This is a genomic window from Paenibacillus sp. QJM3NY_38, assembly GCF_056173265.1.
Genome location: NZ_CM149665.1, coordinates 2497671 through 2519321, shown reverse-complemented (window position 1 = coordinate 2519321; position 21651 = coordinate 2497671). Strand labels below are relative to the sequence as shown.

21 protein-coding genes are annotated in these 21651 nt (G+C 36.3%); 4 read left to right on the top strand and 17 right to left on the bottom strand.

Features of this window, described 5'->3' with window-relative positions:
- Nucleotides 1-12 precede the first annotated feature (12 nt).
- The 3 genes from AC0VZ8_RS11170 to AC0VZ8_RS11160 form a co-directional block, all read right to left on the bottom strand.
- Nucleotides 13-1833 (bottom strand): terminase, encoded by a 1821-nt coding sequence (locus AC0VZ8_RS11170; protein ID WP_475484918.1) that lies wholly within the window; start codon nt 1831-1833, stop codon nt 13-15.
- On the bottom strand, nt 1830-2870 hold the full coding sequence (locus tag AC0VZ8_RS11165; protein WP_475486850.1) for a hypothetical protein: 1041 nt from the start codon (nt 2868-2870) through the stop codon (nt 1830-1832). The genes AC0VZ8_RS11170 and AC0VZ8_RS11165 overlap by 4 nt, the downstream gene beginning before the upstream one ends.
- A 180-nt stretch (nt 2871-3050) precedes the next feature.
- Nucleotides 3051-4283 carry a hypothetical protein gene (locus AC0VZ8_RS11160; protein WP_475486849.1) on the bottom strand — a complete coding sequence of 411 codons (1233 nt, stop codon included), beginning with the start codon at nt 4281-4283 and terminating at the stop codon, nt 3051-3053.
- Nucleotides 4284-5202: 919 nt separating this feature from the next.
- Here AC0VZ8_RS11160 and AC0VZ8_RS11155 point away from each other — a divergent pair.
- Nucleotides 5203-5406 carry a hypothetical protein gene (locus tag AC0VZ8_RS11155; protein WP_475486848.1) on the top strand — a complete coding sequence of 68 codons (204 nt, stop codon included), beginning with the start codon at nt 5203-5205 and terminating at the stop codon, nt 5404-5406.
- A 495-nt stretch (nt 5407-5901) separates the two neighbouring features.
- Here AC0VZ8_RS11155 and AC0VZ8_RS11150 read toward each other — a convergent pair whose 3' ends face one another.
- From AC0VZ8_RS11150 to AC0VZ8_RS11140, 3 genes are all read right to left on the bottom strand, one after another.
- A complete protein-coding gene (locus tag AC0VZ8_RS11150; protein WP_475486847.1) occupies nt 5902-6264 on the bottom strand; it encodes a hypothetical protein in 363 nt (120 codons plus the stop codon).
- A gap of 180 nt (nt 6265-6444) precedes the next feature.
- Nucleotides 6445-7056 (bottom strand): hypothetical protein, encoded by a 612-nt coding sequence (locus AC0VZ8_RS11145; RefSeq protein ID WP_475486846.1) that lies wholly within the window; start codon nt 7054-7056, stop codon nt 6445-6447.
- Between the two features lie 62 nt (nt 7057-7118).
- Nucleotides 7119-7559, bottom strand: a complete 441-nt coding sequence (locus AC0VZ8_RS11140; protein ID WP_475486845.1) for a hypothetical protein — start codon at nt 7557-7559, stop codon at nt 7119-7121.
- Nucleotides 7560-7733: 174 nt separating this feature from the next.
- On the opposite strand from AC0VZ8_RS11140, the gene AC0VZ8_RS11135 reads away from it, so the two are divergent.
- A complete protein-coding gene (locus AC0VZ8_RS11135) occupies nt 7734-7964 on the top strand; it encodes a helix-turn-helix domain-containing protein (protein WP_475486844.1) in 231 nt (76 codons plus the stop codon).
- A 475-nt stretch (nt 7965-8439) separates the two neighbouring features.
- Here the strand turns inward: AC0VZ8_RS11135 and AC0VZ8_RS11130 are convergent, their stop codons facing one another.
- From AC0VZ8_RS11130 to AC0VZ8_RS11090, 9 genes are all read right to left on the bottom strand, one after another.
- Entirely contained in the window at nt 8440-9285 is an 846-nt protein-coding gene (locus AC0VZ8_RS11130; protein WP_475486843.1) for a GIY-YIG nuclease family protein, read from the bottom strand.
- 414 nt (nt 9286-9699) lie between these two features.
- Nucleotides 9700-10527, bottom strand: a complete 828-nt coding sequence (locus tag AC0VZ8_RS11125; RefSeq protein ID WP_475486842.1) for a hypothetical protein — start codon at nt 10525-10527, stop codon at nt 9700-9702.
- Entirely contained in the window at nt 10514-13348 is a 2835-nt protein-coding gene (locus AC0VZ8_RS11120; RefSeq protein ID WP_475486841.1) for a hypothetical protein, read from the bottom strand. Before AC0VZ8_RS11120 ends, AC0VZ8_RS11125 begins: the two co-directional genes overlap by 14 nt.
- A 253-nt stretch (nt 13349-13601) precedes the next feature.
- Nucleotides 13602-14240: a hypothetical protein gene (locus tag AC0VZ8_RS11115; protein ID WP_475486840.1), complete on the bottom strand. Its 639-nt coding sequence runs from the start codon at nt 14238-14240 to the stop codon at nt 13602-13604.
- An 81-nt stretch (nt 14241-14321) separates the two neighbouring features.
- Nucleotides 14322-15065, bottom strand: coding sequence for a hypothetical protein (locus AC0VZ8_RS11110; RefSeq protein WP_475486839.1), 744 nt, complete (start codon nt 15063-15065; stop codon nt 14322-14324).
- A gap of 26 nt (nt 15066-15091) precedes the next feature.
- Nucleotides 15092-16216 (bottom strand): ParB/RepB/Spo0J family partition protein, encoded by a 1125-nt coding sequence (locus AC0VZ8_RS11105; protein WP_475486838.1) that lies wholly within the window; start codon nt 16214-16216, stop codon nt 15092-15094.
- Between the two features lie 32 nt (nt 16217-16248).
- Nucleotides 16249-16431: a hypothetical protein gene (locus AC0VZ8_RS11100; protein ID WP_475486837.1), complete on the bottom strand. Its 183-nt coding sequence runs from the start codon at nt 16429-16431 to the stop codon at nt 16249-16251.
- Between the two features lie 252 nt (nt 16432-16683).
- The gene (locus AC0VZ8_RS11095) at nt 16684-17325 is read right to left on the bottom strand and encodes a hypothetical protein (RefSeq protein WP_475486836.1); all 642 of its coding nucleotides are present in this window, start codon (nt 17323-17325) and stop codon (nt 16684-16686) included.
- Between the two features lie 50 nt (nt 17326-17375).
- On the bottom strand, nt 17376-17528 hold the full coding sequence (locus tag AC0VZ8_RS11090) for a hypothetical protein (protein ID WP_475486835.1): 153 nt from the start codon (nt 17526-17528) through the stop codon (nt 17376-17378).
- Nucleotides 17529-17688: 160 nt separating this feature from the next.
- Between AC0VZ8_RS11090 and AC0VZ8_RS11085 the strand changes: the two genes are divergently transcribed.
- Both AC0VZ8_RS11085 and AC0VZ8_RS11080 read left to right on the top strand, forming a co-directional pair.
- Nucleotides 17689-18819: a tyrosine-type recombinase/integrase gene (locus tag AC0VZ8_RS11085; RefSeq protein ID WP_475486834.1), complete on the top strand. Its 1131-nt coding sequence runs from the start codon at nt 17689-17691 to the stop codon at nt 18817-18819.
- Between the two features lie 338 nt (nt 18820-19157).
- The gene (locus AC0VZ8_RS11080; RefSeq protein ID WP_071223893.1) at nt 19158-19559 is read left to right on the top strand and encodes an acyl-CoA thioesterase; all 402 of its coding nucleotides are present in this window, start codon (nt 19158-19160) and stop codon (nt 19557-19559) included.
- A 68-nt stretch (nt 19560-19627) separates the two neighbouring features.
- On the opposite strand, the gene AC0VZ8_RS11075 is transcribed toward AC0VZ8_RS11080, so the two are convergent.
- Both AC0VZ8_RS11075 and lysA read right to left on the bottom strand, forming a co-directional pair.
- Nucleotides 19628-20059, bottom strand: a complete 432-nt coding sequence (locus AC0VZ8_RS11075) for a peptidylprolyl isomerase (protein WP_009595227.1) — start codon at nt 20057-20059, stop codon at nt 19628-19630.
- A 211-nt stretch (nt 20060-20270) separates the two neighbouring features.
- Nucleotides 20271-21602, bottom strand: coding sequence for a diaminopimelate decarboxylase (gene lysA, locus AC0VZ8_RS11070; RefSeq protein ID WP_260063992.1), 1332 nt, complete (start codon nt 21600-21602; stop codon nt 20271-20273).
- Between the last annotated feature and the right edge of the window lie 49 nt (nt 21603-21651).

Below are 21651 nucleotides of genomic sequence, written 5' to 3'. Positions count from 1 at the left end.
ATTTTCACCTCCTTACCGCTTATGGTAAATACTTGGTTTTCGCATGAGAAAATACTCATTAGGGTTGTCTATAATGTTAGGCTTCTTGCTCGTTATATTTTCACGCCTTAAATTCCTTAAATGCCATGCCAACATAGCAATCGTGTATGCTCTGTCATCGCCAATCTTACTTTGTTTGTCTGGAGGAAGATCATACCTAACATTTCCGTTAGTGCTCTTAAATTCGTAAATACTCACTAATTCTTCTTTTGCAATATCTACGTTTACGAGAGCTAACTCTTCATCAAATGACAACTTATGCTGTTTTGAGTTCCCATCCTCACCCATAATATTGAGGATTCCTTTATTGTCATATGTTTCAGTAAAAGTAATCAAATCAAGATTCATCATCTCAATCAAAGCTTCAAACATTTCGCGTTTGTATTTTTGTGGCGATAGCAATTTTAGAATATTTGCAGCATTAGGATATTTATGAGCATGGACACTATATTCATCATGGTTTTTATCAATAAGACCTTTGTGTTTTACATTTTTGGAATCTGTCCAATCAGATAGGAGTCCATCGGCCCATGCTGAAATGCCAGCTCCACCAGCACCTGCATCAATCATCACAGCATCAATGTTTTCATAGTCGGCTGCTTGTGGACCATTATAATCAAGTAATATCTGCTTAAAATGATTGATCTGATCAGGTGTCTTCATTGGAGTCTTTTTTTTCTTTGCGATATCTGTGAAACATACTGAGTTTGAGATGATCATTTTATATCCAACATTGTCATCATAGATGATTTCTGCAGGTGTACAAATAGAGTTGTCATGTTGTCGAGCAGGGTCAATGGCTATGGCGAATCTTTTCTTCCCATCATTAGCTAATACAGGTATCTTTATTTCAGAATTCCTGATTATTGCCGCCCTCTTAATTATTTGTTGGTCTGATCCTTCTGTTGTGAAAATATTCTTGTATTCCCGCATTGCCTTTTCCTTATTGTCTCGCATTGCTGAATCAACAGTTTCTTGAGTCAATAGTGAAACAGGATAGAGTTTACCGTTATATGTAGCATTGATAACAACATCAGAACTGATGTCAGCAACAAAGTATCGCTTATCACCCAAATACATTTTTTTAGCAAAGTCTCTATATTTACGATAAAAATAAGTATCTGTAGAGGATGCAGAAGAAGCATATATCAACTGATTAGGGAATTCCCTCGGTAGCATAGTAACATCTACTTCCCCACCAAGACGAAAATCACTGTTTTGGGCAGTAAATGGCTCGGAAGTTGTAAACAGTTCATCAGGAGCAAAGCCGCTCTCATCATAGAAGTTTAAATTACTTCTTTTCGAACGATTGTTGTCAAAAGAACCATTCAATGACCTAACAATACTGTTGTTGTACAACTTGTACTGGAATGAAGCTGGGTTATGAGTAAAACCGTCTGTGTTTGCTGCACTCTTTACTGTCTCGTTATAAAAAATGTCAGTAAGTCCAGTAAAAGAAGCAATCTCACGTTTAGCTATTTTCTCAATCTTCATAAACATTTCCTGAGACTGAGAACCTACACCAGCTAGAATATATGCTTCAAAATTAGGGATAAGCAAGGATTTCGCCATAATAAAAGGTGACCCAAGGGTCGTTTTCCCCGCATTCCGTCCCATACACCAAAGTACAAAAGGGGTAGTCCAACTTTGCAAGAAAACATACTTCTGATAATCCAATAGCTCCATACCAAAAAATCTTTCAACAAATCTAACGGGGTATTGTCTTCCCCAGTTGACAATTTCAGCTAGTTTTAAGTATCCATCAATTTTGCGTTGAGACATGTTATTTTTCATGATGTCTCACCTTCTTTTGATTTCAACAACTCTTTACGAAGAATTCTGATCTCTTCATTAAGCTTTTCATTACTTTGCTCTAATTGTTGAAGCATTTCCCTTTGTTCTATGATCATTGACGTGTAATCATTTTCATCGAATTGTAATTGTTTAATGATACTTTGATTACTGATGTCAGCAACTTGCCTCATGCCTTCACATGTCTCAATGTTAAATACGTTTACCTCAGCTTCTTCAAAGCCTTTTTCTTGTAATAGCTTAATAACTCCGCTTAGTGTGCCTGAGCCCTTACTTTTATTATTGTTGTGATTAACAGATATCCCATTGTCTTTCGCCAATGCCAACACTGACTTAAGCATCTTCTCTTTAGAGTCAATGAGTGATTTAATTCCACCAGCATTATCAGTTACAGATGATATGTTTGAAGTTGCAAGCGACAGTGCGCTATTGATTTTGTCAAGCTGATTGAATGTTTTAACAATTTCAATTACGGCTGGTAACTTAAAGCTGTCTTCCAATGTGCTGTCATCAAGAAAATCGACTAGTTTATTATAGAGATGTCGTTTATCTAACTCATTTTCAAATTCGAATGGATCATAACCAACCATTCTTATTACATCCTCTTTGTTTGTCCGATCCAATTCATTCGAAACGTCAGAAATCTCTTTTGACTCTACAACCAATTCAACTCGCTCTTGTGTGTTGCCTTCATTACTATCTTTCCAGGTAAGATATTTAAAATCTTTAAGCGCTAGAGTTTTCATGTACAGTCCAAAATGATCACTATTTTTAGCAACAGACTCTTCACCTGAAGAAATCCATAAGTCATGGATGAATGGACGATTTATATTCATTAAAGCGTCTTTAATAGATTGGATATTATTGTAATCAATTTGACCTTTAAGACATTCTTTGCACACTCTTATGTATCCGTCTGAATCCAGTTTGTTATAGGATCTATAGAACAAATCATACCTTAGGTAATTGTTGCAGCTTGTGCACTTCTTCTTGTTTTCTGCTGCTTTTCTCCCTGCCATTTACTCACCTTCCTTTATGTTACTCCCATAATTGAAGATAAAAATGAAGAGAAGGAGACGGGAGGGAGAAGCCCATTTTTAAACCAGCTTAAGCAGCTAGTTCCTTCTCAACAAATAAAAACAAATAAACAGACAATAGATTTGTCTGCTTGGATTCTTTTTATTTGATTAATAATTTCATTATTTTAACCTAATGTTATGTGTAACTGTTCTTCCTTGGCCTTCTTCAATAATCATAACCTTTGCTCCTGCATTGGATGTCTTCTTTAGTTTCAGGGAATAATGATCGATGCCTATAATGCTAGGACATTGAACATATTCGATATCTCGGATACCGTTCATTCCGATTGTTTTTTCATGTGCATGGTGCAAGTGTGCGGAAATCAACAAATCAACTGGCTTATTATAGGTAAGAGTATAATCCTTGATGCTATTCTCCAGGTTCTTTTCGTTCTCACCGTGGACACCTAAGACCCTAGTTCCTAAAACATCAAGATACATAAATTCCCTACAGTTATTGATTGTGACATTTTTATTGTTGCGTAAATTAGCACTAATCAAAGTAGTAATCCATTTTTGTGCATTCTCGTTTGGAAACTCATCACGCTTACCTGATAACATACGCATCTGATCATGATTACCGAAGATTGAATAGTAATCAACAATACAGTATTTGGACAGTTCATAAATCCATTGACTCATGAATTCTCCAAAATGAATTGCAGAATCTGTAACGCCAAGCTTTAGGCTCATCAATTGACTCATTCGAAGGATGCCGTCTACACTATCTCCTAAGTTTGGTAGTGTAACATGGTTAATCTTATATTGGTCATTAATCTGAATGAATTCCTCTAACAAATTCCACATTCTCTTCTCCATAATCTCAGGAGAATATTCATTAAGGGTCTCCCCTTCCCATCCATGAAGTTGAAACTCTACACCATCATGAACATCGCAAATCGGAAAGAGAAAGTCTTTCTTAGCATTGTTCTTCTTTATGTATATATCTGGAACGGTTATTGTTGGACGATTATTAACTGATTCAATAATCTTCTCTTCTAGTAATTCAGCTCTAGCAACTTCGCGAAGAAGTTTGTTGTACTCAATCTTTTCAGTCTGTAGCTTAACTCGCTCCTTTTTAATCTCCAATGAGACATCCTTCATCTCTTGAATAGCTTCATTGTTAGCGTACTTCTTGATACCATACTCGACTCCAGATTCAAAATTCCTAAACCATTTACGATAAACAGATTCAGAATTAGTTAGGTCAAGTTCAGAATTGATAATGTCAGCAACATCTTGCCATGTTTCTAAGTCATATTCTTCTTTATTGCTGCAGATACGGTACTTGTATTCATCAATTGATTCATCTGGTTTACGTGTAAAGTTTGATTCCTTTGAAATATTGGTCATTATGTATTCTCCCTTAATAATGAATATATTTGTATCGTGAAATAGCAAAAAGCCTTATAAAACAAGGGATAATGGTCATATTGATACTTTTGTATCGATAAACCCCTTATAAATAAAGGCTTTTAGGTTGTTTTTGATATGAAAATGATGTGTTTAATGATAATTGTCGATTAAATAATGACGTAAAAACGCTGATAAATAAAGGATTTTTGAGCAATGAGACGATACAAAACACGATAGAAAATGAGCTAATTGGCATAGTTTGAGGTGCGTATAGTTAGAAAAATAAGTTGGGTGTGTAGATGGAAGTGCTAGCGGAATTTTTGGCAATTTGACCAGATTTTATACTTTTTTCTACCCCCCATACCCTGTATAGATGGTATATAAGATATATTATGTGCCATCTGGTGAGGGATTGATTGCTGGATGGTCACCGTCTTTATGCATATCAAGAATTGTAAAAAATTGCTACTTTTAAGCTTGAAAAAAATAGAATTTTCGTTTCTCTTCCTATATGGGGTCGGCTCCTCCTGTGAAATCGTATAGTAACAGGCCGCGTTTTCTCTAAGACTTATTTACGTCATATCATCACTTTATCACGTATTTACGTATCTTATTATATTCACTTATTTAAGTGTGCGAGACTTACTTACGCTATCCACTCATATCCATTCCATTCCCATTACCCTGTTACCTACCTAACATCTCACCACATCTATTCTATGCCTCATCCTGACTCCTTCACGCTATCTATGTACCTTCCTACTAAATCAATCTAACAGTCTTAAATCACGCTTAAAATCCATCTCCAATAAAATAAACATTTGTATTTTCTTTCTTATTTTTATTGTAATTTAATTATGTTTAGTTTATAATATTACTTGTAAGGGAAATCACCAAGGAAGGAGGTGAACCCACAATGCTTGAATACATAAAGCAAAACCTTCCTTTACTAACCTTCCTAATGACTTTATTGTTCGGACTCTTCGATAAGGTTTTAGCTTACCGAAAAGAACAAAGAGAACGAAGGAAGGAACGAGCCGAACGCTTACAGCAAGAAGAACCACAACAAAATGAAACGAGTGCTTATCCTCCACGAAAGGACAAACACTCAAAGCGTTAAGCCAAAATGAGGGGAATCGAAACTTGGTTCCCTTCATCCCTTACAATTATTATAATTCATGGAGTACATACATTCAATAATCGAATGAGAAAGGACAATTGACAATGAACATATTCAAATGGTTATTCATGATCCTGTTACCCGTTACCGTGATCCTTATTGCGTTCACCTACCCAGTAACACCATTTAATGTTACATGCTACATCCTCATAGCTATTGCTTATTACTTTATGCTGCTCAGACCATTGACGAATAAGAAATAACCCAGGCTTAATCGCTTGGGTTTTCTTCTTTATATAAACGTAACATAAACGCACTAAAAGAGGATCATTCACCTTTGTTTTAAAAAGATGATCCTCTTTATAATATGCTTATATTCAATTAGCTTTCATTGTCTAGATAATACCTGATATCAATCCAGTTTCCTTTACGTGTCTTCAAATACAATTTACCTTCAATAAGTTTTCCAGTCCTGTACATCTTATTGACTCCCTTCTATTCCATCTCTTTCGCATCAATCAATCTGAATTCAAATCTACCCTTGCGTTCAATTACTTCCTGGACATCTGTCATCTTAAATAAATCCATTTCTAATTGATTAATGAATACTTCCGTGTATTCGTCTATACTGTCGATATCTCTATTGATTTCGTTCAATACATCAACAACCAATTGATACTTTGGATATTCATTGATGATATCACTCGTCAAACGTCCTAATAGTTCTTTATTTTTATCAAAAGTATTAAAATGACGGTCAATCATTTGACGCATAGTGATGTATTCATCTTGGGTGCATAGCTGCTTGTGCTTGTCACACAATAATTGATAATCTTGTTTGTATTGGTTCATATTCATCTAATACACTCCCGTTCTAGATACTCTTTAGACAACAATTCTGTTATTTCGTCTGAAGCGCTTGTCTCTTCTATAGAAAACGTTAATGTTACTTTCATGTTATACTCTTCATCAAAGCAGGTTAACGCATCTCTTCCAGACGGATCTTTTGTTACTCTATAGTTGTTCGACATTTTTATATCACTCTCCAAAAGTAAGATAGAATTCTCTCATCTCTTGTTTTATGCAAGCGTGAAAGATATCTGTGAACAATTCAGGTCTACTGGTATATTTTTGCAGCTCATATTTTTCAACTGTATCATCGAACTTGAAATTATATAAATAAAATAAATAATCTACTGATTTAAAACAATATTCTTTGATGTGCTCTTTAGGATTGTCGTGTAAAATTTCATGGTTAATTTCGTTTACTGGAATTAAATTTAAAATACTGTTGTCTGAACTATGTGACAAAGGGTAAATGTGGTGTATTACTGATGACTTTGAATTTTGGATAAAAAAATCATTTCCAATATTGCGATAAGTGAACTCATAGAACTTGCGTAACCTTCTCTTCGAATAAGTCTCAAAATAATACCTTGATCCATCATCTATAGGATATTGATTTATTCCCTCATCAAATGTTTCATAAATATTTCCTGTTACTTTCCAGTTATAATCAATTGATTCTTTTTCTATGTCTACTCCATATACTTCTGAAGTATAGCTTATAGCCATTTCTCTATTGAACACTTTGTGATGGTTCAAGTAATTGAAATAATCATTGATTGAAATCATACCTAATAGCTTCATCTGCAACCTCCTGAAATCTTGTTGTAAAATCAACAGTTCCAACACACCGTTACACGAACCAATTACAATGAACGTAATGATGTCATGATGCTATGTTGAGGATTATGTATCTTGTGTTCATACAGGCGCTTCAACCCATCTATAAACGTTTCTCCTGCTTTAACTGCATATTCCTTTACCCTTGCTAACACTGCAACATTCACAGGCTCTACAAACAATGTTTCTAGGGCTACTTTTTCATCCATCATTGTCAGTTCATTCAACGTTGCTTTATCAAAGTGGTACGAACCAATTTCACGAGCCAACTCAACAATTACTGTTCCCGGTTTATCACTATCAATCAATCCGCGACTATCATATTCATTTACAAACTTCGTGCAATCATCATTGTTTTGCAGGAAGAATTTCAATTTTTCTATTACGATGATTGCCTTTGGACTGAGTTCGCAATGATTGATTACCTCTTGGATTGTTACTTGGTTCGCTTGGAATGTTTGGTTCATATGTATCGTCTCCTTTATCGTGTCATTTCTTAACTCTTGATGTAATTATATTACACTAAGCGTAATTTGTAAATACACTAAGTGTAATTTTTTTAAGAAAAACGATAAAAAATAACCTTTTGTGTTACTATAATAGAAGCAATTATTTTAAACGTTTAAAAGGTGGTTGATTTTATGGTAAGAATTAAAGTGTCTGAGCTGCTTGGCAAACATAAAATGACTAGAAAACAACTATCAGAATTAACTGGTATTCGTCCTGGTACAGTAGGCATGCTTTATGATGAGACAATTAAACGTGTGGAAATTGAATGGATAGATAAGATTTGTAAAGTATTCAATTGTCCAATCACAGACGTTATAGAATATTATCCTGACGATGTTCTTAGGGTAGAAATCAACGAATAAATAAATATCATTAATTTGTATATATTTACTTTATTGAAAAAATAACCTCTTTTCACCTATTCCTCTACTCATATCTATTCAACTTTACCCGTAATGCCATTTCAAATTTCTCGCATAACAGCCAGCCTTATTTAGAGCTGGCCTTTTTTGCTTCTTTGCTGGAGCTTCATGCTCACATCTTAATTCATGAGAGATGCATTGCACCTCCACTTTTTGTTTGTAAATATTGCCCCAAACATCGTTTGAAGTCGATTGGGTGTTACGTTGTAAGTCACTTGGCAATTAAGCCGCAATTAAATCACGTTTTCTAACGTCGATCATGTTCAGGAATAAATCCTAAACACTGTCCAAATTAGAATTACTTCTTACTGGATAGCTGTTCCGGTTTCTCAACCTTCACAACTACTCCATATTGATCTATTGTTACTTTTCTCATCTATGTTTTATTTACACGCTGCAGAACGATAACGCATGTTCATACATTAAGCCTTCTCATCCACAACTGTTCTGGAACACTATTCCATATGCGGCGCAACTCTAATTCACTGAAGTTGGGGAACGAATATCTCATGATTTCATAAAATCCAGGTTTGTAATAAAGGGCCATTTTAATAATGTCGTACTCTGGAACGTAATTACTCATTTTTTGAAAGATAGACTTAAAGAAAAATTCTGCCAAACCTTCATCTGAATAAAGATCCATCTTATAATAATGTTCTATAAAACTTACTATTGATACCATGTCATAATAAATAATTCCATTCGAGTCTCTAATCACTGGTTTTGCAGCATCCTCTTTGTAATTAAGAGAGATTTCATCAAGTATATTTGTATAATTGTCTATGGTTCCAATACGACTAAAAAAGAAGTCAGAGTGGACATTAATAATATTTGTAGTGAAGTAATTCTTTCCTTTATTTATCATGTGTAGAACTCTGTTTCTATCCATTAAATATTTGTTCTCGCCTACGCAGGTAACACCATCACCTTCTGGACGTTTTTCTTCTAGATAGTCTATGGCATTAAATGTTTCCTTGATTATAGATATATCGTCGTTGTCTATTTTGAACCACTCATTAATTACTCTTTTACTATACATGAATTTATGAATATCTTTTTCTAACTTGAGATAGTTTACATCCTTTTCGCACTCAATGAAATCAATTAACTCAAAATCAACACTCATATCACCTACATGTTTCGCGCTTGTGATTAGAGCTTTAAATCTATTATTTATGTTATTTGAACATCCAATTTTAACATTTCCATTATTATTATTTCTTACAAAGTAAACTCCACTTTTATCACTGCCTTTAATCACTACATCCATCCTCTTCACATTATTTAGGCCATATTGAAGGACAGCGCCATTTTTGCGCCATCCTCGCAATGGTTCCGTAAATAGATGAGTCTACCACATGATAGACTATGGGGCGTTTCACAACGTACCCAGATTTCAGTAATTCCGTAAATAAGTTTGCCTACCACATGATAGACTAAAGAATTGTCACGACATACCCACAATGGGGCAGCGGATTGTATTACATATGATGCCAATTACAGCAATTCACATATAACGTTATCAATCGTATTCAATTGTCAAAGAACTGAATCTGGCCCTCATTCACCGGAGAGCTTACGGCCTTCCTACAGGAAGTGATCCATAACTAGTATTTAGGACTTGCATAGGAGAGAAAAATAATAAGCTCTTCTTTCCCCTCCCTTATAGTCCTATCTAATCAACGCCGTCAGCCCTTGTGTGGCAAGGGATATCAGTATTTTCTGAATGTACAATGTTAAATTTTTGTCTATTTTTACTTTTATGCTTCTTTTGACAACCCAGACAACGTATCTGATTATTTGTTTTTTTAAGCATTAGTCGAGCACAATCTTTACAAGTGCCAACCTTCTCTCCTTTCCATCTCAAATATTCGTATATGAAATCATCGAATTTTTCAAGTGTAATGATAATTTCATCAGTTTCATCTGCAAACAACACTTTCACACTTGTCGAGGTCACTTTCTTTGATGCTTCTATGTATTCACTCTGTATTAACTTATGTAACAATACATTTTGCTCTTTTTTCCCATCCGTTAACGCTGCATCAGAGAAAATCTCTTTGAACTCCGCATTAACCCAGTATTCCATCTGCTCATTGATTTGATTATATAATTTGGCGTATACGAGCAGAGAAAAGGCCAACTTTTCCAATCTAATACTATTTAGTTGTTTGATTCTGTTCAGTTCGTTTAGAGTAATATGAACTCTCTCAATCTGTACTAGCGGTTTCTTTCCTTTGTCTGTACGCTTTTTCAAGAGTGTTTTAGCTTGATTCACAATTTTACTAACATCTTTATCCCACATTACCGAGTTATATTTTGGTATGTATTTCTGAAGATGAGTATGTATTAATTCCTCAGTTTTATTTGTATTATATCCTTCTGCTAAATAATATCTAGCAAGAACAACTGCAGTTTTCTTGGGATGCTTATCAACATATCCCGTTTCAATAATATTGGTCGCATGTACCCTTTCATTCAAAATAATCTTAATAAGAATCACCTTCCATTTTTTTATGAATCATCTTAAACTGATCACCAGCATATTCAAATTCTCCTTGTTCACTCAACACAGGAATACTATATGTATAATTATTGCTGTTTAACAAATTCTTAATAATCTGTTCTCCTGCCACATCCCAGGCAAACTGCTTAGATTTATTATTTGCTTTTGTTCCGTAACACATATCAACTACAATATTGCATAACTCCTCAGCGTTGTTGCAGATCATTGATGCAGCCTCTTCAAACTTGTTAGCAAATATCAATCTCAATTCTTCCTTTGTTTCCTCATCTTCTGCTTCGTTAATTCTTCGTTTCATATATTCACTCATTTCAATACTGTGCTGTTTATACAGCTTACTTATTTCTCTGTATCTTGTTTGTGAATAAGGAGTATCTGTCTTTAACATCTCTTTATCAAATTGCGATGCTTTAATCTCGGTTGAGATTCCTTCAAATTCCTTTTCAACTTGCCAACATATTCTATTCATTGTTGAGTTAGCAACTGACACTGGCATCATGTCGTAATAATATTTGAGAAATGTTTCTTGATCCTCGTTTCGTTTCTCTAATTGTATGAGTTGTTTGACTGTCATCCCGAATCTTATATAACAATTGCGTTCCGCATTTTCTATGTATTTTCGGTATTTCGCCAAATCTGGCGAATTCTTTTTCCAAATAAAGAAATAGGGCTTTTTGTCTGCTACAATTTCCAGGTTAAGTTCCCGTTTCTGTCGTTGTTCTTCTGCTTCTTCTAGAGGTATTACATTCCCATTAGGGTCCTTGATTACCTTTCCTTTATCATCACAGAGAACCGGAGGATAACTAAGTTTAGGTGTATACCATTCCTTTGGCATGCCTTTTGCTTCTACACCTTTAGTTTTGTCTATAACATTTTGCTGTATCATCTGACCACTCATAATTCGATATATGATCTCTTCGTATTGTGGAGTGTCTTTTTCATACCTAGCCAGAACATCAAACATTGAAGTAATTCGATTGGTTGTTGTTCCAATCTCGTCTCCAAAACTGGCCTTATTCGCCTTAATTAGATCATCCTCAGTAGGAATTACCTTACCAACCTGTTTCTGCATACAAACAATGGCATCCAATTCCTTAACATTGTCCAGTATCACTTTATTGTTAGTCGTAAATACCTGATCTCCATCAAAGTCAGCACCATTGAGCGCATGCGTAGTCGTATCCCAACTGTTAAGAATAGTCACGTTTTTCATGTATTGATACCAAAAAGCTGTCTGTTTATCGTCCTTGAATCTAAAGATGCGAATATTGTTATGATTGGTCATTGGTGCTCTAAAAGCAGCAACCTTATTTACTCCTTTATCAATCCAATACTTGGAGTAAAATTCTCCTTCTTTAAGCAGCCCTGTTAGCGGCATGCCGAAAATACTCTGACACAATGTATATGGATCTCCTGACATTACAGAAAAATTGCCTTTTACTTTTAATACACCAGTCTTAGCTTCATTGATACGATTTCGAATCATTTTATGTATATGAGTTCTAACATATGGATCGTTAATCATTTTCTTATCAATCATAAGGGCTTGTATAAAGTCTGGATTCATATGGATCATATATTTTTCATTAAGCTTCTTACCGTTCAGGTAGAGGATTGCTTTGCGATAATCTCCACCGAGGACATCCTTTATTTCTTGAACCGTTTGACTAATCAGTTCACGGATTTCTTCATCGGTTAATTCCAATGATTGAATAAACTGATAATTTAAATTACCTTCGTTATCCAATTGTTCAGGTGTGGCCTTTGTAACTGCAAAACCATACCCATATTTGTCCCAACACTCTTGCAGGTGTTCCAGGTTTCTATAGGAATCCCACAACTTAACCATTGATGTTGTTAGAATAACATCATAATTCCTTATATCTCTTATATCGCCCCAAGCATCAGGAACCATATAATTCTTAGCTTCATTTTCAGCAAAGTATAGATAATCAAATGGGGATAACTTACCCTTTGTGTACCCATTCCGAATTATCAAAGAAGGAAATCCTTCAATACCTAATTCTTTGCCCCATATCTCACTACGTTCTGGTGTCATTAACCCAAACCCATCTGAGGCAACCATACTGATTGGGAAGTTCTTTTCAGGTTTGACAACAGGGTATTCAGATTTTGTGTCATCTATGGTTATCACATTAGCAAAGAATGAAGTTTCAGCATCCTTAACTACCAATACCCCTTTTGGTTTACTAAGTGGAATACTCGCAGAGCAAGCAAGAGCTTTATAAGCTTCTAGTTTAGCAGGAACAATCTCCTTGCTCATATCCCTTCCCATGTTTAATTTCTCGTCTAAGTAGGGATAAACATCATCTGTTGTGTAAACTACGGTTGATTGTTTACCTCCTCCTGTAGTTGCCAGCAGCCTATTCATTTTTCTATTGTTAATTTTAAACCCTTTTATAGAGTTCAAACGATCAAAGTCTGTCATGCTATCCATAACAATCATGTCATAGTGCTCTGTGTACATAAGACTGTACAGTTCTTCATACTTTGTTGTAATCTTCTTTTTATTTGTCTTGCTGGTCTTCTCCTTCTTCAAATCTTTAATTTCTTTTTTCAACTTACTGATCTCAGATTCTCTATTAAAGTTATCTGGTCTTCCTAACTGTTTATTTTCCCACTGCTGGATAAAACGCAATGCCTGACTGCTTCCCAAAGAAACGATTTCATTATTAGACCTTGCTTCATCCAAAGAAATTTTTAAATCATATTTCCCTTTTTTCAAACGATTTGAATTAATCTTCAAAACATGACTCTGGTTTAGTTTATGTTTAGCCAATAATTAATCCTCCAATTTCAAAATTTAATTTCAACAACACAAGCGAAGCGAATCATGAACGAAAGTAAAGGTTAAGGCTGCGCCGCAACCTGTCTTAGATACTGGTTTTATCTATGGTTTTATAGTCTATGTTTATATATTACTTCTTAGTGGGCAATTTGTAGCTGATGTTTTACCGATTGTTATTCGATAAATTACCTATTGTTCTTCGATGTTTTTTAGGAGTTCTTCGATGATTTACCTATAGAGATTTTCACAATAACTTTTCTAAGTTTACGGTGTAATGATTGTTGAATCTTGAGTTGTGATGCTCACCGTCAATTGAGTATCCATGACTTTCGAGTCGATGGTTAGTTATCTTAATTAGTTTCAACTTCTCAAGCAGTTCATTATGTACACTAACTGTTTTAGGTGATTTTATTCCCGTCTCACTACAAATGCGAAATTCAGAGGGATAACAAAAGTCCTTACGTGAATCCGACCTTGAAATCATACTTTCGTAATAATAAATCAGCCTTACACCTGCATGAGTGATTGCATTATCCCTTAGCATTTCTAATAACTTAATAGGCACTCTAGTGAAGCCTTTTTTTGCTTTAATTCTGTTCATGTTTAGTTCAATCATCGTTGGTCTACTCTGAATTAGTGTATTAATTTCGTTTTTGACATAGCCCTGAGCGTACAATTTTTTAAAAGATTTCTTCAATGTCACATTATCATTAATATTTGTCCAATACTTGAACAATCGGTTATCTATGTAGAATGAATCCTTCTCGCTTTCACCGTCAAAAGAAAACAATTTGAGAGCTAGTAATACACAAAAGTCTCTGGGATTTAAATTACCGTCTCGTACAGCCTCGTTCTTGATATGTATGAATTTGATTCCTGACATCTCATGCCTCCTTATATATGTGTAGAAGCTGCCTACAATGAGACAGCTTTATATGTATTTTTCCATTTTGTTTATGTTTATTTAATTGGCTTCCTTTAGTCCTTTTGTTTTCTTATTACTATAATTAAACTTTAATATTTCATTTTCTTGTTCGTTTAATTTCAGTATCATTGATTGATTGTACAAATATCCACCATTGTACGCAATAGCTCTTTTGGCAAGGTTATTTCTTCTTTCCCACATAATATCTTCTAGTTTAGACATTGCTTGTTTAGGGCTTATATCTCCTTCAATGAGCTTGTTAGATATTTGATGCATTCCAATATAAATTCCATTGTTGGCATTTCTAATATCCAGATAATCACCAACAATTGCTTTCATGTCATTGTTTGCAATTCTATTTAGCCGATATTTATGTATCAGGATATGTCTTGCTACAAAGTATGAAAGTGCCTTTAGATACTGTTCTTTATCTTGATCTGTTTTAATGATTCTCTGTACTGAAGGGAAATGTTCAGTACCAAAGTGCACATCTAGGGTAATATCATACAAGTTAAGTAAATTGATTCTATCCGCTTTAATACTCGATAATACTTCAGTTATTTTTTCAGAAATCTTATTCACAGCAAGCTTTCCACACTTTGGAATGCCAGAGAACTTAAAAATATCTTTGTCTCCCTGGAAAGCGAAAATTAATGCTGCACTTTCTTCCAGTATTTTTTCAAATTGATCTCTCTTATTGCTATTATTCATTTCATCTCTTTTTACAATCAGCTCATAATAGTCTTTTGATTCTTGAAAAATATTATTTAAGTTATTGTTCATTTAATTTCTCCCTTTTAAAATTATTATTATTGATCAATTATTGAATAATCAGCATCGATAAAGTTACTATTCTTGTTTGAGAAAGCATCTCTAGCATCTATTGCAGCCTTGATAAGATTATCAAACATAACAATTGCATCAGAAGTATACATATCATTTAGATCTCTCGGCGGTGTAATAGATAAGAATTTAACACTATCTATTAGTTCGTAAACAAGATTCTGAATGTTGGGTCGTTTCTTCAAATATAATTTACTCTCCGGCGATATATTTCCGTAGTCTGACTGGCTTTCTCGTAGTTTTTCTTCTAGTTCCTTAGCTTGACTAATGTATCTATCCCTTTCAGCTTCAATATCTTTGAGTTTAGTCTTTATGTTCTTATATTGTTCCAATTCATTTTTAACCTTATCTGGAACAACTTCTCTAACAACTTCCTTATGTACAATTCGCGGTGACTGGTTCTTTAAGGATTCAATTGTGTCCTGGAGGGACTTATTCTCATCCCTTAGGCCTTGCACTTCTTGTCTGATCATTTTACTTTCCTCAACAGTAATATCACCTACATCATTACCTAGAGTTTCAAACAGGGCTTGTTGCTCTTCCTCCGTGAGATGGGATAATTGTTCAGCTGCTGTGGTTCCAAGTGCGCCAGAGGACACTAGTGACTGCAGTTGAGGGATTAGAGAGTTGAGTTTGAGCAATCTTTCAGCGTTTCGTTTTGGCTCATTGATAAAATCAGCAATATTTTGAATATTTTTCACTTCGCCATTTTGGCGGTCTGCTTTTCTGTCTCCACCATTCTTAACTCCCCAATACTCCTTCAAGAATCCTGCAATCCTTCCCTTCTTAATCGGATCGCTTTCTGCTTCTCCTCTGCGCTCAATGTTTTCAGCAATAAGCATGTATTCAGCTTGCCATTCATCTACATCAACGATCTCTACTGGAACCTCTATTAGCCCTAAATCTGTTGCAATTCTATAGCGTTGATGACCAGAAATGATAGTATATGCCGTTGTAACCTTCAGTGGATCTCTAATACCATATGTATCAATGCTACGTTTGATTTCCTCATACTTATCACCAGTTATATCAGTGAAATAGAAATCGTTTTTCGGATGAGGATTCAGTTTATTGATATTAATAATTCCCATTCAATTCTCCCTTTTTGTATATGTTTATTTTATTAATATGGATAATATGAATCAATCAACTTGTTTAGTGCTTCAATTTTATCTTCTTTCAATTCCACTTGCCCTCTAAGAAAATTAGAAAAGTAAGGCTGGTTTACCCCAATTTTGCTCGAAAGAAAACCCTTTTTAACCCCCCTATCTTCAATCAACTTCATTACACGTTCTTGAGTCGTCATATTTATCACTCCTTCCCTTTATGTTTTGTACATCATATTCACAGTATATATTATGATTATCGAAATGTAAAGATATTTTTATATTTTTATTTTATTAAAATATCCCCTAGACTTTAATGGCGATTCACCATATTAGAAAACTCTAATGCATATTTGTTTTTTTGTTAATGTTCGTATTTTCAATGTAGACAAAAAAGTCCACATTGAAAAAGTCCATATAGAAAAAAACCTATATTGAAAACACGAACATTATCAAACAACTTCTGATTGTCTTTTAATTATTACACTTATTATTCCATACCAGTGATCAGCTGCTGTTCTGGCCTTGACGAGTTCTGGATGTTCTGGTTTTAAATCCAAACTACTCTTTAGGAAGTCGATACTGAGATTAGGATTTTGGAGATTGTTGACCACGATCTTTAATGTGACCTTATTGACTGCCGTTTCACTCCTTTTAGCCCCTGAAAGCCCTCCTACAACTGCTCCAACACCGCCTGCCAACACGCCACCTACAATTGCTCCCCCTAACTGTGAAGCGCGCGAAGTTTTTGTTACTGACACTTCATTTTCAATGATCTCTGATTCAATAATATCAGAGAAATTAACGACATAATCATTATGTTCGTCTGAGATAGCCAATTTATTTGAATTTTCGTCAATAGAAATAGCTTTTCCATTTAAATAAAACTGTTGAGTTGGTGTATAGTTTTCGATTTGTTGTTGCCTGTTCATGACAATTTGTTCTTGCTGTTTTCGTTCCTTTTCATAGTCTGAATACAATACATAAAACAACCAAGCAGCGCCAATTGTACAAAGGAGAAAGAATGCAGGATTTGAACTAAAACCAAATAATAATCCTAAAAAAACAATAGTACCTCCAATAAATAATTTCACAAAAGCCCTCCGTCCGCTATTAGTTATATAGGTTAATTATACCATAAATATCACTTTTGGTTTGAACTTACCTTCTTGCTGCTTTTAGGGTGATAAACATAATCCTTATTTATTTGCTTCAGAAGGTCAGCATAAGTTGGGTAAATCCTTCCTTTGTATTCGATATTTGAGACATTTAAAGTTTTGTCTTCTTTTCTTCTCATACAAGTACCATCCTTAATCAGTATTATCAGAATAATTTCTCAATACTAGTTATTTTGCTTTTCTTTATTAAATTCCTTTAAATACACAACAAAAAACAATGGACATAAATGATATTTTTGTTTATATTTATTTTATGTGGAAAGGAGGAATTACTTTTATATGCCAATATATGAGTATCAAAAAAAAGGTAAGACGCATTACAGATACGCATTCGAAGTTAAAGATCACAACGGTAAACGGAAAACTATTAAAGAGTCAGGATTCACTGGAAAAATTGAAGCCAGGAAAGCAGAAGCATTAGCGAGGGCTGATTGGGAAAAGGGACAGTTTATTAATCCTTCTAATATGATGTTTGGAGACTACATTACTCAATGGCTCAAAAATAAAAGCAACATAGGTAAGCAATCACGTTACACTAATGAAGGTCATTTAGAGAACCACATACTTCCCGTTCTTGAGTTTGTACCACTACAGAAACTCTCATACAGTCATATCGAAGAACTCTTAAAGGAAATGAGAGGCAAAGGGTTGGCTGAAGGAACTATCAAGAAAGTATACAACTTAGTCCAAACTTCGTTGAAGTCTGCAGTTACAAAAGAACTAATCCTTCGCAATCCAATTGATTTCATGGATGAAAGTTCGAAACCAACTGTTAAAAAAAGCAATGTTGATTATTGGACCAAGGAAGAAGTACAGACATTTCTAAGTAGATTAAACCATCGTCATAAACCATTCTTTATAGTTGCTATTTACACAGGAATGCGGCGAGGTGAATTGATAGGCTTACGCTGGAAAGATATTGACTTTAAGAAAAAACAAATTAGAATTGTGCAAACTATTGGCTTCCTAAACGAAGTGAAGTTGGGAGCAAAAACTGCAGCAGGTAATCGAACTATTACCACTTCGGATTATGTAATCGAGGTATTAACACAGCACAAGAAATTAATTGATGCTGAGAAACGTCAAGGACTTAATTCGGGTAATTATAATGACAATGATTATGTGTTTTGTGATAAGTCGGGTAACCCTATTCAAACTAACAACTTCCATAAATTTTGGGTTAGAGTGGTTAATTCAACCGGAGTTAGAAAAATTAGATTTCACGATCTTAGACACACTTGTGCATCCCTTCTGTTTAGCGCTGGAGTACATCCAAAGATTGTACAAGAGATGCTTGGTCATTCATCAATTAAAGTTACTATGGATACCTATTCTCACATGATGCCGAACATGCAAGAAGATGCCGCTAAGACTCTAGAGAGTTTATTGAATAATGAAGACGATAATTAGATAAACATAATAAATAGATTTATAATTAAAAACCTACCGTTTTCCTACCGTTTTTTACTCGCTATGTTGAGAACCCTTGATACAATTGGGTTTAAAGCATAGCTTTTTTCATATATTTCACCCTGCCCCGAAGGATTAAACATATGAAATTGTTTGATCTTATGAAGAATCTTATCACCACCTTTTGAAAATTGCAAGAAAAACAACTAACTTTTTTAAAGTCTATAACTTAATACCAATATGTGTAATGTATGTAGAAGGAGAATTCTCCCCCAAGGGAGAACAGATAGATAAGATAAACACGGGAACTAGATACAGTTGAAAAGGAGCGCACAACGATGAAAACTTCGCTGGACATTGTCGTCCGTCCTACGGAAATCGACGTCAACGGACATGTAAACAACGCCAAATACCTGGAATATCTGGAGTGGGGTCGTGAGGAATGGTACGAAGCAGGAAATCTTCAATATGACATATTGAAACGGCTCGGCGTCCAGACCGTTACCGTCAATATCAATATTAATTACCGCAAGGAGTGCGGCCAGGGCGAACGGCTGACGATCGTGACCGAACCGCATGCTATGGGTCGTACGAGTTATGTGCTGACTCAGACGATATACAACGAACAGGGAGAGCTGTGCGCGGATGCCGCCGTTACCAGTGTGGCGATGGATGTACATACCCGAAAAAGCCGGCCTGTTCCGGAGGAGCTCCGCCAATTATTCCCTGACCCTGCCTAACCCCTCCCCGGAATATTAAAAACAGGCTCACCCTTATGAGTGAGCCTGTCCTGAACAAAAGCTAATGGTTACGCTTCGTATACTTCTACTTTTTCCATTTTGTCGCGGCCTTTGAATGCATCCACATACTCCATGCCCTCTACAACTTTACCGAACACCGTATGTTGTCCGTCCAAATGCGGCTGCGGCTCGTAGCATACATAGAACTGGCTTCCGCCCGTGTTGCGGCCGGCATGCGCCATGGCCAAGCTTCCACGCTCATGCTTGTTAGGGTTGATTTCGCAGTTGATGGTATAGCCAGGACCGCCGGTTCCCGTTCCCTGTGGGCAGCCGCCTTGAGCAACGAACCCAGGAATTACGCGGTGAAATACAAGACCGTTATAAAAACCGGAGTTCGCCAATTTCTCAAAATTAGCTACCGTATTCGGTGCATCATTCTCGAACAGATCAAGCACTACCTCTTTGCCGTTCTCTAATGTGATCTTCGCTTTTTTAGCCATATGTGTTATCTCCTTCCGTTATTAGAACGCTTTAATCGATTTTATTACAATGCATTCTATAGTTTACTATGAATTGAGCTTCGAAGCAAAAACGATCTTGTCCCCCGTTTACACATCACATCTCAAGTCAAGGCATACCAAAGAGCCCTGACCGCAGCCGGAGGCAGTGGCGGGCCCTCTTGGGTTTTAGAGCCGTAAAACAAACTTCAGTTTAATTGGTTACGGTTTCTTTGGTTACACTTGCCGGCACCACATCATGACTGATGATGTCCGCAAGCGACTCACGGCGTACGACCAGCTTGCTCTGTCCGTCCTTCACGAACACGACTGCAGGTTTGCGGATTCGGTTGTAATTGCTAGCCATGGAATAGTTGTATGCGCCTGTGCAGGATACGGCCAGCAAATCGCCTGTTGCTACCTTCGGAAGCTCCAAGTCCCAGATGAGCATGTCTCCGCTCTCACAGCACTTGCCGGCAATGGATACCGTTTCTTCCGGTTTCTCATTCGCCCGGTTCGCCAGCAGCGCTTCATATTTCGACTCGTACAGCGCCGGGCGCGGGTTGTCCGTCATTCCGCCGTCTACGGCAACGTATTTACGCACTCCGGGAATATCCTTGCTTGTGCCCACCGTATACAGGGTGGTGCCTGCATCACCAACAATGCTCCGGCCCGGTTCCACCCAAATTTCAGGAAGTTCGGAGCCAAGGCCCGCAAAATGGGTCTTCACGGCATCCGTGATCGCTTTTACATACTGGGATACTTGAAGCGGCGTATCGCCATCCACGTAACGGATACCGAAACCACCCCCAAGGTTTACAACCTTGAACACAACCCCCAAACCTTCTTTAACGGAAACCGCGAATTCAGCTACGCGCTGAACAGCCATCTGAAAGCCTTCCACCTCAAAAATCTGGGAGCCGATATGGGAATGAATACCCATCAGATGAATGTTCGCTTGAGCCTCGGCAAGCTTCACCGCTTCATAAGCAGAGCCGTTGCCGATATCAAAGCCAAATTTCGAATCCGTTTGGCCTGTTGAGATATACTCATGCGTATGAGCCTCAACACCCGGTGTCACGCGTAGCAGAATGTTGACCTTCCGATTCTTCTCGGCAGCAATCGCTTGCAGCATATGCAGTTCAACTACGTTATCGACAACGAAACAGCCAATTTCCGCATCCAGCGCCATCTCAATTTCTTCCGGGGTTTTATTATTTCCGTGGAAATGAATCCGGTCTGCCGGGAATCCGGCCTCAAGTGCGGTGTACAGCTCTCCGTCTGATACGACGTCAAGCGACATACCTTCCTGATCGGCCAATTGGCACATGGCCATCACGCAAAACGCCTTACTTGCATACGCGACTTGGAACTTCAAGCCGGACGCCTTGAAGGCCTCGATGTATTCCCGACAACGATTGCGAACCGACTGCTCGTCTACAATATATAATGGTGTTCCATATTGAGCTTTCAAATCGGATGTGTCACACCCGCCGATTTCCAAATGCCCCTGATCGTTAATCTTGCTTGTACCGTGTAAAAACATGCTTACAATTCCTCCGATCCATTGATTCAAAATAGGGTAATCGAATAAT

Excerpts from the sequence above, each read along its gene's own strand:
- AC0VZ8_RS11170 (WP_475484918.1), bottom strand. The coding sequence starts at position 1,833 with ATGAAAAATAACATGTCTCAACGCAAAATTGATGGATACTTAAAACTA.
- AC0VZ8_RS11165 (WP_475486850.1), bottom strand. The coding sequence starts at position 2,870 with ATGGCAGGGAGAAAAGCAGCAGAAAACAAGAAGAAGTGCACAAGCTGC.
- AC0VZ8_RS11160 (WP_475486849.1), bottom strand. The coding sequence starts at position 4,283 with ATGACCAATATTTCAAAGGAATCAAACTTTACACGTAAACCAGATGAA.
- AC0VZ8_RS11155 (WP_475486848.1), top strand. The coding sequence starts at position 5,203 with ATGCTTGAATACATAAAGCAAAACCTTCCTTTACTAACCTTCCTAATG.
- AC0VZ8_RS11150 (WP_475486847.1), bottom strand. The coding sequence starts at position 6,264 with ATGAATATGAACCAATACAAACAAGATTATCAATTATTGTGTGACAAG.
- AC0VZ8_RS11145 (WP_475486846.1), bottom strand. The coding sequence starts at position 7,056 with ATGAAGCTATTAGGTATGATTTCAATCAATGATTATTTCAATTACTTG.
- AC0VZ8_RS11140 (WP_475486845.1), bottom strand. The coding sequence starts at position 7,559 with ATGAACCAAACATTCCAAGCGAACCAAGTAACAATCCAAGAGGTAATC.
- AC0VZ8_RS11135 (WP_475486844.1), top strand. The coding sequence starts at position 7,734 with ATGGTAAGAATTAAAGTGTCTGAGCTGCTTGGCAAACATAAAATGACT.
- AC0VZ8_RS11115 (WP_475486840.1), bottom strand. The coding sequence starts at position 14,240 with ATGTCAGGAATCAAATTCATACATATCAAGAACGAGGCTGTACGAGAC.
- AC0VZ8_RS11110 (WP_475486839.1), bottom strand. The coding sequence starts at position 15,065 with ATGAACAATAACTTAAATAATATTTTTCAAGAATCAAAAGACTATTAT.
- AC0VZ8_RS11105 (WP_475486838.1), bottom strand. The coding sequence starts at position 16,216 with ATGGGAATTATTAATATCAATAAACTGAATCCTCATCCGAAAAACGAT.
- AC0VZ8_RS11100 (WP_475486837.1), bottom strand. The coding sequence starts at position 16,431 with ATGACGACTCAAGAACGTGTAATGAAGTTGATTGAAGATAGGGGGGTT.
- AC0VZ8_RS11090 (WP_475486835.1), bottom strand. The coding sequence starts at position 17,528 with ATGAGAAGAAAAGAAGACAAAACTTTAAATGTCTCAAATATCGAATAC.
- AC0VZ8_RS11085 (WP_475486834.1), top strand. The coding sequence starts at position 17,689 with ATGCCAATATATGAGTATCAAAAAAAAGGTAAGACGCATTACAGATAC.
- AC0VZ8_RS11080 (WP_071223893.1), top strand. The coding sequence starts at position 19,158 with ATGAAAACTTCGCTGGACATTGTCGTCCGTCCTACGGAAATCGACGTC.
- AC0VZ8_RS11075 (WP_009595227.1), bottom strand. The coding sequence starts at position 20,059 with ATGGCTAAAAAAGCGAAGATCACATTAGAGAACGGCAAAGAGGTAGTG.
- lysA (WP_260063992.1), bottom strand. The coding sequence starts at position 21,602 with ATGTTTTTACACGGTACAAGCAAGATTAACGATCAGGGGCATTTGGAA.